General features: G+C 67.4%; 11 protein-coding genes and 1 pseudogene. 2 read left to right on the forward strand and 10 right to left on the reverse strand.

What is annotated here, in order from left to right; translation table 11 throughout:
• Window positions 1–243: 243 nt before the first annotated feature.
• The gene (locus tag ROR02_RS14395; RefSeq protein WP_246135564.1) at window positions 244–636 is read right to left on the reverse strand and encodes a bactofilin family protein; all 393 of its coding nucleotides are present in this window, start codon (window positions 634–636) and stop codon (window positions 244–246) included.
• Window positions 637–691: 55 nt separating this feature from the next.
• Complete coding sequence (locus ROR02_RS14400; RefSeq protein ID WP_147164743.1) at window positions 692–2,065, reverse strand: M23 family metallopeptidase; 1,374 nt, start codon at window positions 2,063–2,065, stop codon at window positions 692–694.
• A gap of 407 nt (window positions 2,066–2,472) precedes the next feature.
• Here ROR02_RS14400 and ROR02_RS14405 point away from each other — a divergent pair, with 407 nt between their 5' ends.
• Complete coding sequence (locus tag ROR02_RS14405; protein ID WP_147164744.1) at window positions 2,473–3,024, forward strand: phosphatidylglycerophosphatase A family protein; 552 nt, start codon at window positions 2,473–2,475, stop codon at window positions 3,022–3,024.
• A 162-nt stretch (window positions 3,025–3,186) separates the two neighbouring features.
• Window positions 3,187–3,720, forward strand: a complete 534-nt coding sequence (locus tag ROR02_RS14410) for a CinA family protein (RefSeq protein WP_147164745.1) — start codon at window positions 3,187–3,189, stop codon at window positions 3,718–3,720.
• A gap of 192 nt (window positions 3,721–3,912) precedes the next feature.
• Here ROR02_RS14410 and ROR02_RS14415 read toward each other — a convergent pair whose 3' ends face one another.
• The 8 genes and pseudogenes from ROR02_RS14415 to ROR02_RS14450 form a co-directional block, all read right to left on the reverse strand.
• Window positions 3,913–4,368 carry a type II toxin-antitoxin system RatA family toxin gene (locus ROR02_RS14415; protein ID WP_147164746.1) on the reverse strand — a complete coding sequence of 152 codons (456 nt, stop codon included), beginning with the start codon at window positions 4,366–4,368 and terminating at the stop codon, window positions 3,913–3,915.
• Window positions 4,369–4,377: 9 nt separating this feature from the next.
• Window positions 4,378–5,337: a lipoyl synthase gene (gene lipA, locus ROR02_RS14420; protein ID WP_246135565.1), complete on the reverse strand. Its 960-nt coding sequence runs from the start codon at window positions 5,335–5,337 to the stop codon at window positions 4,378–4,380.
• Complete coding sequence (gene lpdA, locus ROR02_RS14425) at window positions 5,330–6,727, reverse strand: dihydrolipoyl dehydrogenase (RefSeq protein WP_147164747.1); 1,398 nt, start codon at window positions 6,725–6,727, stop codon at window positions 5,330–5,332. The genes lipA and lpdA overlap by 8 nt, the downstream gene beginning before the upstream one ends.
• A 50-nt stretch (window positions 6,728–6,777) precedes the next feature.
• Complete coding sequence (locus ROR02_RS14430) at window positions 6,778–8,094, reverse strand: pyruvate dehydrogenase complex dihydrolipoamide acetyltransferase (RefSeq protein WP_147164748.1); 1,317 nt, start codon at window positions 8,092–8,094, stop codon at window positions 6,778–6,780.
• 72 nt (window positions 8,095–8,166) lie between these two features.
• Window positions 8,167–9,156, reverse strand: a pseudogene (locus ROR02_RS14435) (pyruvate dehydrogenase complex E1 component subunit beta); the annotation flags it as partial.
• Window positions 9,157–9,255: 99 nt separating this feature from the next.
• Window positions 9,256–10,182 carry a pyruvate dehydrogenase (acetyl-transferring) E1 component subunit alpha gene (gene pdhA, locus ROR02_RS14440; protein WP_246135568.1) on the reverse strand — a complete coding sequence of 309 codons (927 nt, stop codon included), beginning with the start codon at window positions 10,180–10,182 and terminating at the stop codon, window positions 9,256–9,258.
• 428 nt (window positions 10,183–10,610) lie between these two features.
• Window positions 10,611–10,988: an FtsB family cell division protein gene (locus ROR02_RS14445; protein WP_246135566.1), complete on the reverse strand. Its 378-nt coding sequence runs from the start codon at window positions 10,986–10,988 to the stop codon at window positions 10,611–10,613.
• Window positions 10,989–11,362: 374 nt separating this feature from the next.
• Window positions 11,363–12,076, reverse strand: a complete 714-nt coding sequence (locus ROR02_RS14450; RefSeq protein WP_246135567.1) for a Crp/Fnr family transcriptional regulator — start codon at window positions 12,074–12,076, stop codon at window positions 11,363–11,365.
• Window positions 12,077–12,394: the final 318 nt, after the last annotated feature.

Raw genomic sequence — 12,394 nt, forward strand, 5'->3', positions numbered from 1 at the left:
AAACTGGATCAACTTGACTCAACTTGATCCAGTTTCAGTCTGGAATTTGTGAGGGAAAAGGGGAGTCCCCCTTTGCCCTCACGAATTCCAAGGGAAAGGCCCCCCTGACCGATGGCAGGGGCCGGAATGGTCTTTTGGTCGGGGGAGACAAAAACAAGCGGCGCGCCGCCCGCCATCGCGCGGGCAACGCCTTCCGGGGGGCATGAGGATGACGGGGCGTCCGTGATGACGGCGCGCGGATCCTCAGGAAGCGGCGGAATTCAGGCCCGCGTCGGTGATCTGTTCCAGACGCTTCTGGGGGGGTGCGTCGGTGGCCACCACCTCGGCCGGCAGGGGGCTGCGCCGGCAGTGCCCTTCCATGAAGGCCCCCGGCTCGATTGCCAGGCTTTCATGGGTGATGTCGCCGGTCATGCGAGCCGTGCTGGCGAGGAAGACCGACTTGGCATAGACCTGCCCGCTGATCGATCCGTGCATGCGCAGGCGCTCCGCCCGGATTTCGCCGGTCACGGACCCGGAAATGCCGATGATCAGGGACGCGCACCGGATGTCGCCTTCGACGCGCCCGTCGATCTGGATTTCGCCGGCACTTGAAAGATCACCGGTGACCGTCAGATCCGCGCTGATGATCGACGGCACGCTACGGTCCAGCCCGCCTTCGGTTTTGGGGAGATCCCCCGTTGCCTGCCTGTTGCTAGCCCTTGAGAACATTGTTCCCCGCTTTCATGAACACCGCCGGGTCGCGCGGTTCTCCGTTGACCCGGACTTCGTAGTGAAGATGAGGCCCCGTGCTGCGGCCGCTCTCGCCGACGGTGCCGATCACGTCCCCTGAGTGCACAATCTGCCCCACGACAGTATCAATTGTATCTAAATGAGCGTAGCGCGTGCTCATGCCGAGTCCATGATCAATTTCGACCACGCGACCATACCGACCCCGCCATGCGGCGTAAACCACCTTTCCGGGCGCGGTGGCCCGCACCGGATCGCCCACCGGAGCCCCCAGATCGATCCCTTCGTGCACCGCCGCCAGATCGAAAAACGGATCCGAACGTACCCCAAAAGCGGACGTCACTTCAATCGCCCCATCCAAGGGTTGCTTCAAGGGCAAGGTTTCGGTCAAGGCCTTGATCTGGTTCCACTGTTCCAGGGTCCGGCCAAGAGCGGCGACGGCGGCCGGGTATTCCGGGTGAGTGTTGGCGGCCCGCTGCTGATCCACGGGCACGAACGGCCCGCCCTGCCCGAAGGGGCGACCGCCTTGCAAGCGCTGGTGCAGCAAGGAATCGACATCAAGGCCGGTCCGGCCCAGGTCGCGGGTGATCTGGGCCGCGCGGTTGCCGGCCACGTCGGCGAAGCGCTCGACCAGACGCACCTGCGCTTCCTCCATGACCCGGACGTGGTCCTGAAGCTCGTCCAGCTTGCTTTGCAGTTCCCGGTTTTCGGACAAGGCCAGGTCGCGCTGGATCATGACCTTGCGCATTTCCAACTCGATGCCATCGAAGTCGGTCAGCAGCACGCGCGCCTGGCTCAGGTCGGCCATTCCCTGTTCCAAGGTGTTCAGCTGGGCCATCAGGGTCTGGTGCTCGCGGTCATACCGACGTTGTTCCTGAAGGAACGAGGCCCCGGTTTCCGCCCCCTCCTGGCCCAGGCCCGCCGTGCCTTCCGGGTCCGCCGGGGGAACCGGAGCCGGCGTGCGGGCGGCGTCCTCGCTGTCAACCAGATGGCTGAACTGGGCATGGTTGTCTTCCAGGGCCCGGGTCACCTCGGCCACGCGGGTCTTGTACACGCTGACCTCGGCCAGCAGGGACTTGTAGGCGTCGCGGGCATCGGTGATGCGGCCATTCTTGGCCTGGAGGATATCGTCCATCCACATCACGGCGACGGTCGCGTAGGTCAGCCACCCGAACACCAGCAAGGCCACGGCCAGGGCCATGAGCTGATGGCCGCTGGTCAGGGTGAAGGTGCGCAACGCCCCCCCCGAGCGGATCATGAAATGACGTTCGGGCACGAACCGGCGCAGGCGGCGGCGCAGGGGAGACAGGTTCAATTCCTGGGGATCAAACTCGGACATTCGGCCTTCCCTCCTGTTGAACCGGGCTTGCCGGTCTTCCCGTCACCCCAGGTTCACCGATCCGTTCGGCCTCGCCCATGCCGTTTGGTCCGCTTTTCCATCGTCATCAAGCAACACGAAAGGGGACAGGAACCGGACGCCCCGGGCCCGTCGTTGGAGCCTCCTTGCTCCTGGCTTCTTTCCTGGCCTTTGCCATCCGCCGGCCTTGCCAGTGCTGGCCTTGCCAGTGCCGGCCGGCCTGGCCGGAGCGGAAAAGGAGCCACCCCCGTGTTTCGCGCAATTCCTTCATAAAATCCACCGCCCGGTGATACAACAAAAAAGGCCCCCGGGCGCGCCGCGTCCCGGACAAAGGGGAGGCAGTCCGCCTTGCCCGATCCCTCCCATCCTTCAACGTGCTCGTGATCTCCATGACCGATTCTCACCAGGAAGTTCCGACCCAGGGGGCTTCCACCAAGGGGACCTCCGCCCAGGAGGCGCCGTCTTCCTCGATGGCCTCCGTGCCCCGTCCCCTTTTGCTTGTCACCACCTGGTTCGGGTCGGGGCTTAGCCCCGTGGCTCCGGGAACCATGGGGAGCGCCGCCGCGCTGCCCTTTGCCTGGGGCCTGATGTGGGCATTTGGCCCCTGGGGCCTGGGCGTGGCCACCGTGCTCGTCACCGTGCTGGGCATCTGGGCCTGCAACGCCCATGTCCGGCGCACCGGCGAACAGGACCCGGGGCGCATCGTCATCGACGAAGTGGCCGGGCAATGGCTTACCTTGCTGCCGGCGCCGCTCGACCCGGTTTCCTACCTGATCGGATTCGCCTTGTTCCGCCTGTTCGACATCACCAAGCCCTGGCCGGTGGGAGCCTTGGACCGGGGCTTGAAGGGTGGCTTGGGAATCATGCTGGACGACATCGCGGCCGGTGTTTATGCCGGCGTCCTCGTGGCCCTGGTTGTCGCCGTGCGCGCGGCGTGGTGATCTTGCCGTTTCGCGCCTTTTTCCGCGCCTTTCAGAGCATCGTGCGTTAAACCGGGTCCCGGGCACGATGCTCCAGGTTTTTGTTTTCGCGCTCGATTATCCGAAAAGCGGTTCCCCCCTTTTCGGGTCTCACATCCATCCCCTGATGTCCGGAGAAGTCCGATGCCCCCCGCGCCGTCCGTCCCGTTCCCCCGCGATTTCCTTGACCAGGCCAGCACCGTGGTGGAGGCCCTGCAGACCCGGGGCCTGATGCTGGCCACCGTGGAATCATGCACCGGGGGGATGATCGCGGCCGCCCTGACCGCCGTTCCCGGATCCAGCGCCGTGTTCGATCGCGGGTTCATCACCTACGCCAACGCCGCCAAGGAACGCATGGTGGGCGTGCCCGCCGCCTTGCTGGCCGCGCATGGCGCGGTGAGTCCCGAGGTCGCGCGCGCCATGGCCGAGGGCGCCTTGCGGGAGTCCGAGGCCGGGCTCAGCATCGCCGTGACCGGAATCGCCGGCCCCACGGGCGGCTCGGCCGAAAAGCCGGTGGGCCTGGTGTACCTGGCCTGCGCCGTGACCGACGGGCCCGTGAGCGTGCGCCGGCAGATTTTCGCCGGCAGTCGCCACGAAATCCGGCACGCGACGGTCAACGCCGCCCTGGAAATGGTGCTGCGCACCCTGGAAGGCCCTCACCTGCCCCCCGCGCCCTGACCCCCTGCCCTCGCCGTCCCCGGGAGTCGCTCCGAAAGGCCGCCCAGGAAGGACGGTGCCTTGTTCACGGAAAACCAGGAAGAGACAGGGCCAGCCCGACGGCTGCCTTCCGGATGAAGGAGGGCCCGCGACCACGGAAAAAGCCGGTCTCTCCTTCCGGGAAACAGCCGCCCCCTTGAAACAATCCGCGCCTCAGGAAGGACGCCGGCGGATCGGGGGGCCGTACAGAGCCTGTGCGCGCTTTTCAAACGAGGAAACCATGACGCGCACCGCCTCGCCAAACAGGGCTCCCATGATTTTCTGAAGAAAAAGGGAGCGAAACTCAAAATCAACAAAGAAATCAATAATCGTGGTCCCATCGGGAGCCGGTTCGAAAACCCAGTGATTGGTCAGGTACTTGAACGGCCCCTCGGAATAGGCCACGTCGATGCGCTTGCCCGGTGTCAGGGTGACTTTCGAGGTAAAGCGCTCGCGGATCATCTTGAAGCCGACCGCCATGTCCGCCACCACCAGGTTTCCCTCGCGCTTGCGAATGCGCGTTGCAAGACACCAGGGAAGAAACTGGGGATACTGCTCAATGTCCGCGACCAGCGCGTACAGCTGGTCGGGGGAATACGGAAGCGCACGCTTTTCGGCATGAGTGGGCATGAACGGGTCCTACTGCGCGAGGGAAGCCGCCTGCCTGGCCTTGCGCAGGGCTTCGAAATCGCGATCCGCGTGGTGAGACGATCGGGTCAGAGGGCTGGACGCCACCAAGGCAAACCCCTTGGCCCGGGCGAGCGAGGCATACCGGTCGAACTCTTCGGGGGGGACGAAGCGCGCCACGGCCGCATGCTTCAAGGTGGGTTGCAGGTACTGGCCGATGGTCAGAAAGTCAACACCGGCCGCGCGCAGGTCGTCCATCACATGGGCAAGCTCGACCTCTGTTTCGCCCAGGCCCACCATCAGGCCGGATTTCGTGAACAGATCGGGGGACAAACGCCGGGCCTCGGCCAGCAAGGCCAGGGACTCGTCGTAGCGCGCGCCGGGCCGGATCGAGGGATAGAGCCGGGGGACCGTTTCCAGGTTATGGTTGAACACGTCGGGCGCCGACGCCAGAACGGTTTCCAGGGCACCGGGCTTGCCGCGAAAATCGGGGGTCAGAACCTCGATCGAGCACGCCGGCCTGCCCTCGCGCACCGCGCGCACGCAAGCCGCGAAATGCGCCGCGCCGCCGTCGGGCAGATCGTCGCGGTCCACCGAGGTGATCACCACATGACTGAGGCCCAGCGTTGCCACCGAGTGCGCGAGCCGCTCCGGCTCGCCGGCATCCACCGGGCCCGGGCGCCCCGTGGCCACGTTGCAAAAGGCGCAGGCCCGGGTGCAGATGTCGCCCAGAATCATGAACGCGGCGTGGCGGCGGGTCCAGCACTCGCCCCGATTGGGGCAGGCGGCTTCCTCGCACACGGTATGCAAGCCGCCCTCGCGCATCAGCGCGCCGACCGCGCCCACCGTGGCGCCCACGGGCGCACGCACCCGGATCCACGCCGGCTTGGGCGGCGACGGGTTGTCGGGACGGTGGGCCTTCTCGGGGTGTCTTAACGGAACCTTGGGATCGTGCGTCATGCCGTCAGACATGAAGAACACGGCCATAGGCGTCAAGAACGGATTCAGCCATCGCCTCGGAAAGGGTCGGGTGCGGGAAAATGGTGTGCATCAATTCGGCTTCGGTGGTCTCCAGGGTCCGGGCCACCGCGAAGCCTTGCACCATTTCCGTGACCTCGGGCCCGATCAGGTGGGCCCCCAGCAACGCCCCCGTGTCGGCATCGAACACCGTCTTGACCAGGCCGTCCACGTCGCCCAGCGCAATGGCCTTGCCGTTGGCGCGGAAGGGAAAGCGCCCCACCCGCACCGAATGACCCTTGTCGCGCGCGGCGCGCTCGCTCAGGCCCACGCTGGCCACCTGCGGATGCCCGTAGGTGCACGCGGGCACGGCCAGCGGATCCAGGGGCGCCGGGGTTTGCCCGGCGATCACGGCGGCCGCGATCAGGCCTTCGTGGCTGGCCTTGTGCGCGAGCCACGGCGGGCCGGTCAGGTCGCCGATCGCGTAGATCCCCGGCTCGTCGGTCCGGCACAGATCATCGGTGCGCACGCGCGTGCGCTCGACCTGAACCCTGGTGGTCTCCAGCCCCAGGTCCTCGACGTTGCCCACCGTGCCCACCGACACCAGCACCCGGTCCACGCTCAGGTCGCGGGTGCGCTCCGCCACCTCGACCGTGGCGGTCAGGGCGTCGTCGTCGCGGCGCAGCGCCGTTACCTTGGCTCCCAGCATCAGGCCGATGCCCTGCTTTTCAAATGCCGCCCGGGCCAGGGCGCTGATTTCCTCGTCCTCCAGGGGAAGGACCCGGTCTTGCACCTCGACCACCGTCACCTTGACCCCGCACGCGGCGTAGAAGCTCGCGAACTCGATGCCAATCGCCCCGGCTCCCACGATCAGCAGTCGCTGGGGCAGGCTTTCGGGCACCATCGCCTCGCGCGCCGTCCACACCCGCCGGCCGTCGGGTTCCAGGCCCGGCACCACCCGCGCCCGCGCGCCCGTGGCCAGGATCACGGCTCCGGCTTCCAGGCGGGTGGAGCGGCCGTCGGGGCGGGTCACCACCACATGGCGCGGCCCGTCCAGGCGGCCCGCGCCGTCCAGCACCGTGACCTTGTTCTTTTTCAGCAGGTAGGCCACGCCCTGGCTCAGGGTTTCGGCCACCTTGCGCGAGCGCGCGACCATGGCCGCCAGATCCGCCTCCACCGGCCCGGCCTTGACGCCATAGGAAGCGGCGTTGCGCGCGAGGCGCAGCACCTCGGCGCTGCGCAACAAGGCCTTGGTCGGGATGCAGCCCCAGTTGAGGCAAACGCCCCCCAGGTGCTCGCGTTCGACCAGGGTGACCGACAAGCCCAGTTGCGCCGCGCGCAAGGCCGCCACGTAGCCGCCGGGACCGCCGCCAATCACGACGACATCAACGCCTTGAGTGCTCATCGCTTCCCCTTCCCTTCCCGGGCGCGTTCCGCCGCCCCCGGTGCTTATGCTTACAGCAGCATGGTTTCCGGTGCCTGGATCAGGGCCTTGAACGCCCCCAGGAACTGGGCGCCCACCGCGCCATCCACCACCCGGTGATCCACCGACACGGTGCAGGTCATCACCGTGGCCACGGCCAGCCCGTGGTCGCGCACCACCGGCCGGGGCTCGGCCGCCCCCACCGCCAGCAGGCAGGCCTGGGGCGGGTTGATGATGGCCGAGAACTCGCGCACGCCGTACATGCCCAGGTTGGAAATCGAAAAACCGCCGCCCTGGTATTCCTCGGGCATCAGCCGGCCTTCGCGCGCCCGCGCGGCCAGGGCCCGCACCTCGGCCGCGATGGCGCCCAGCCCCTTGCGGTCGGCCTCGCGCACCACCGGCGTGACCAGCCCGCCCGGGGTCGCCACCGCCACCGCGATGTCCACGTTTTCCCAAAACACGAGGCCGTCGTCGTGCCAGGACGCGTTGGCCTCGGGCACCTTGCGCAAGGCGAGGGCCACCGCCTTGATGATCATGTCGTTGACCGAGATCCGCCCCCCGTCCTCCAGATGGGCGTTCAGGCGCTGGCGCAAGGCCAGCAGGGCGTCCATCTCGATATCAACGCTGAGATAGAAGTGCGGCACCGTCTGCTTGGATTCGGTCAGCCGGCGCGCGATCACCCGGCGCATGGTCGTGTGGGGCACCAGACGGTGGGGCGCCTGCGGCAACGCGGCCGAAGCGGTCGGCACAGCCGGCGCGGCCTGCGAGGCCTGCGAGGCCGGCGCGGCCTGCGAGGCCTTGGGAGAGTGCGAAGCCGGCGCGGTCCGCGACGAGGGCCCTTTGGCCAGGGCGGCTTCAACATCGTTGCGGATGATGCGCCCATGCGGCCCGGATCCGGTCACGGTCCGCAGGTCCAGGTGCGCCTCGGCGGCGAGGCGCCGGGCCAGAGGACTGGCGAAAATCCTTCCCTGTCCTTGGGTTGCCTCGGGTTCCTCCGTGTCTGGTCGAGGATCGGCGGGCGGGGGCGGGGATGCGTCGGCGGCCTCGGGCGGCGCGGGCGGGGCAGCAGCGGCCGGCGCGCCCTCGTCGAGGGCGGCGGGATCCTCCCCCTCCTCAAGCAGCAAGGCGATGGGCTGGTTGACGGCCACCCCGGCCGTGCCCGCCGGCACCAGGATGCGGCCCAGGATGCCTTCGTCGACCGCCTCCACTTCCATGGTGGCCTTGTCGGTTTCGATCTCGACCAGCAGGTCGCCGCTGGCCACCGGGTCGCCCTCGGCCTTCAGCCAGCGGGCCACCGTGCCCTCCTTCATGGTCGGGGACAAGGCGGGCATGAGGATGGGCACGGGCATGATCGGATTCCCCCAGCATCACAAGGCAATGGGCACGGGCGGGCAAGCACGGGCGGACGGGCGTCTCCTGGCCTACGGGGAGGCGCGGCGGGTGCCGGAGCGCTGGGCACGGACCGCTTCCACCACCCTCTCGGCGGTGGGCAGGGCCAGGCGCTCCAGGTTGGCGGCGTAAGGCATGGGGACATCCTCGCCGGCGACGCGGGTCACCGGGGCGTCCAGCCAGTCAAAGGCCTGCTCCATGATCAGGGCCGAAAGCTCCGCCCCCATGCCCGCCACCGGCCAGCCTTCCTCGATGGTCACGCAATGGCTGGTTTTGCGCACCGAGGCGGTCACGGTGTCGCTATCAAGCGGGCGCAAGGTGCGCAGATTGACAACCTCGGCCGAAAGCCCTCGCTCGGCCAGCAGATCGGCCGCTTCCAGGGCCACGCCCACCATGCGCGAAAAGGCCACCAAGGTGACATCCGAGCCCGCGCGCTCAATGCGCGCCTTGCCCAGCGGCAACACGAAATCCTCCTCGTCGGGCACGTCGAAGGTCTGGCCGTAGAGGATTTCGTTTTCCAGGAAAACCACCGGGTTGGGGTCGCGGATCGCGGCCTTGAGCAGGCCCTTCGCGTCGGCGGCGCTCCACGGCGCCACCACCTTCAAGCCCGGGCAGTGGGCATACCACGACGCAAAGCACTGGCTGTGCTGGGCGGCCACCCGGGCGGCGGCGCCGTTGGGCCCGCGAAACACGATGGGACACCCCAGTTGCCCCCCGGACATGTACAAGGTCTTGGCTGCCGAGTTGATGATCTGGTCGATCGCCTGCATCGAGAAATTGAAGGTCATGAACTCGACGATCGGCCGCAGTCCGGCGAAGGCCGCGCCCACCGCCAGCCCGGTGAACCCCATTTCGGTGATCGGGGTATCGATCACGCGGCGGGGACCGAACTGGTCGAGCAGGCCCTGGCTGATCTTGTAGGCGCCCTGGTACTGGCCCACCTCCTCGCCCATCAGGAACACGGCCTCGTCGCGGTGCATTTCCTCGGCCAGGGCCTCGCGCAACGCCTCGCGCACCGTCAGGGCCCGCACGCCCGAACGACCCGTCGACGACGGGGCACCCGGGGAAATCGCAGTCGCGGACGTGGTCATGATCGCTTGGCTCCCGCTTGGTCTGAAGGGTCAGGGCGTTACCAGGACATCGGTGTACAGCTCGGCCGGATCGGGTTCGGGGCTCGACTGGGCCAGGGAAGCGGCCTCGCCCACCACCGCCTTGATGTCGCGATCGAGCGCCTTCAGTCCCGCGTCGTCAATCAGGGCCTCGGCCAGCAGACGCGCGCGCAAGGTATCCAGGGGATCGTGATCGGCGCGCATTTTCTCGACCTCCTCCTTGGTGCGGTACTTGGCCGGATCCGACATCGAATGTCCGCGATAGCGGTAGGTTTTCATTTCCAAAAGCGCCGGCCCCTCGCCGGCCCGGGCCCGGGCCACGGCACCGGCCGCCCCCTCGCGCACCGCCATCACGTCCATGCCATCCACGGCGAACCCGGGAATGCCAAAGGATTCGCCGCGCCGCGCCAGATCGCGCATCGCGCTTGCCCGTTCGACCGAGGTGCCCATGCCATAACGGTTGTTTTCGATGACATACACCACCGGCAGCGACCACAAGGCCGCCATGTTGAAACTTTCGTACACCTGGCCCTGATTGGCCGCGCCGTCGCCCAGGTAGCAAAAACAAACGCCCCCGTCGCCGCGATAGCGGTGGGCGAAGGCCAGCCCGGTGCCCAGGGGCACCTGGGCGGCAACAATCCCATGCCCGCCGTAAAAGCCGCGCTCGCGGCTGAACATGTGCATCGAGCCGCCCTTGCCCCGCGAGTAGCCCGCCGCGCGCCCGGTCAGCTCGGCCATCACCCCGGCCGCGTCCATGCCGGTGGCCAGCATGTGGCCGTGGTCGCGATAGCTGGTGATCACCGAGTCTCCCGGACGGGCCAGGGACTGAAGCCCCACCACCACGGCTTCCTGCCCGATGTACAAATGGCAAAATCCGCCAATCAGCCCCATGCCGTACAGCTGGCCGGCCTTCTCCTCGAAGCGGCGGATCAGCAGCATGTCGCGGTAAAGAGCCACCAGATCGACGGGCGCGAGCGGCTCTTGCGTCGCGGCCGGCCGGGTTGGTTCGTTCACGGGCGGGGAAGAAGGAACACCGGGCATCCGGGGGGGTAAGGCGGCCATGGGTCCTCCTGGTCGGGGGTCTGCACGACAAGATCGCCCCGGTATCCCCCAAGGCCGATCTTGCTTTGATCGCCTTTGGAAGGTAGGCGGCTGTGAGCTGGGATCAAGGGAAACTTTTGTCCACTTCTTTGTTTTGCAACGCACAAAACACCGGGCAAGCCTCGCGGAACGGGGGAAAACACCCGGGCCTGGGTCTGGACAGGAGACTGGACAGGGAAAGGGAATGGCCGCGCATTGTTCCCGGAACACCGGCGGCGCCGGAGGGCCGGAACACCGGCGGCGCCGGACGACCGGAACGGGACCGATCAGGACGGCCCGTCGAGTCGGATGATCACCTCGTCGGGGCGGACCCGGTTGAGCATGGTCCGGGCGCGCTCGTCCAGCAGATCGGGATCCAGGCTTTCGGGCGAAAGCCGCGTGACTCGCGCCTGAAGGGATTCTTCCTCGGCCTTGAGCTTGTCAAGCTGGGTGTGCGCTTCGTCGATTTCGCGGTTCAACCGGGCCAGGGCCAGGACCCCGCGATCTCCTTGCACCGCGTGATAGCCAAAATAGACAACGACCAGCAATCCCAGCAACGAGCCGAGAAAGCCGCGCAGTCGACCACGGTGGGAATGAAATGCCGAAGGTGCCATGAGCGCATGGAAGCACGCGGCTTGACCCTTGGTCAAGAAAATCCCGCGCACGCATCCCCTCCCTTTTTCCACCGGGAGGTAGGAAGTCAAAGGGAAAAAGGCGGCAGGCGGACGCGCCCCGAACTAATGGTTCCGCCCACCGCCCGGCCTTGCCACTGGTCCGGCGAAACGCCTGTGCGCCTAAACACGAGCCGTCATGACCGCCAGAACCGGCAAAAGCATCCCTACCCTAGGCCATGAAAAAGCGGTCCGCATTGACGGTTTTCGCGCCAGGGGCCGGACTCGATTGATAATTGTCAATCAGCCGGACCGTCACAGGCCCGCCCGCTGCCCCCGGCGAGGACGCGCAAGGCGTCCCGCACCTCTCCCGCGAGGACGCGCAAGGCGTCCCGCACCTCTCCCGCGAGGACGCGCAAGGCGTCCTGTTACTCTCCCGCGAGGACGCGCAAGGCGTCCTCGTTGCACACAAACGTGTTCAGCTTGCGCTCGGTGATGACCCCGCTGCGCTTGAGATCGGCGATCATGCGGCTCGCGGTTTCGGTGGTCACCCCCAGCATGGCCCCGATATCCTCGCGGCTCAGCAGTTCGCACACGGGCACCCCGTCGGCCCCCGCCTCCTTGGGGATATCCAGCAGGAAACGGGCGACCCGGGCCTTGGCGCTCCCGGTCGAAAGGGCGGTAAGCCAGGTATCGGCCTGACGCACGTTGTTGTGCCAGCGCATCATCAGCTGGCGGTGCAGGCGGGGGGTTTCCTGGCTCAGGCGGTGAATGACCTCGACCGGAATCCGGCACAGCAAAACCCGGCGCAAGGCCACGGCGGTGTGCTCGTACTGATCGCCCACCGTGGCCTCCAGCCCCAGGGTATCCCCGGGCCGCTGCAGGCGCACAATGCGTTGTGAACCATCGCTCAGGTATTGCACCAGCTTGACCAGCCCCGAGCGCAAGGTCAGCAAGGCGCGCGCCTCGTCGCCGCCGTTGTACAAAACCGAGCCCGCCTCGACCTCGAATTCGTCGATCGGCAGGTGAATCAGGTTGAAATCGGCCTGCTGGAGGTCCGCGAACAAGGCCAGGTCGCGAATGGAACAGCCCTGGCATTCGGGTTGCCCCCGCCAGGCGGCTTCGATCCGGCTGCGTTTCACGACGTCCCCTTCCCTGGAGGGCTTCTGTTTGCACGAAGGCCCGTTATCCTCGCCCTCCGCGTTGGACCGGTCCGCGCCGCGGCCTTGCGCCGGTCCGCGCCTCATCACGCCACGGGGCCCGTTTTGTCGCGTGGAAAGGAGAGGCCTCCCGCCCCGTTCCCCGGGTCTTGACCGCTGTGCCCGCCGTTCGACGCCCCCATTCCCCCGTCCGTTGCCCCCGTCCCTTCCCTGCCGCCACGGCAATCGTGGCGAAGCCGCCCGCGAACGTCAATCGCCTACAGACAGGCCCTCCTTCCGGCGGCCAGGGCGCCCCCCCCC

The sequence above is a fragment of the Pararhodospirillum oryzae genome, from assembly GCF_007992075.1.
Taxonomy (GTDB): domain Bacteria; phylum Pseudomonadota; class Alphaproteobacteria; order Rhodospirillales; family Rhodospirillaceae; genus Pararhodospirillum; species Pararhodospirillum oryzae.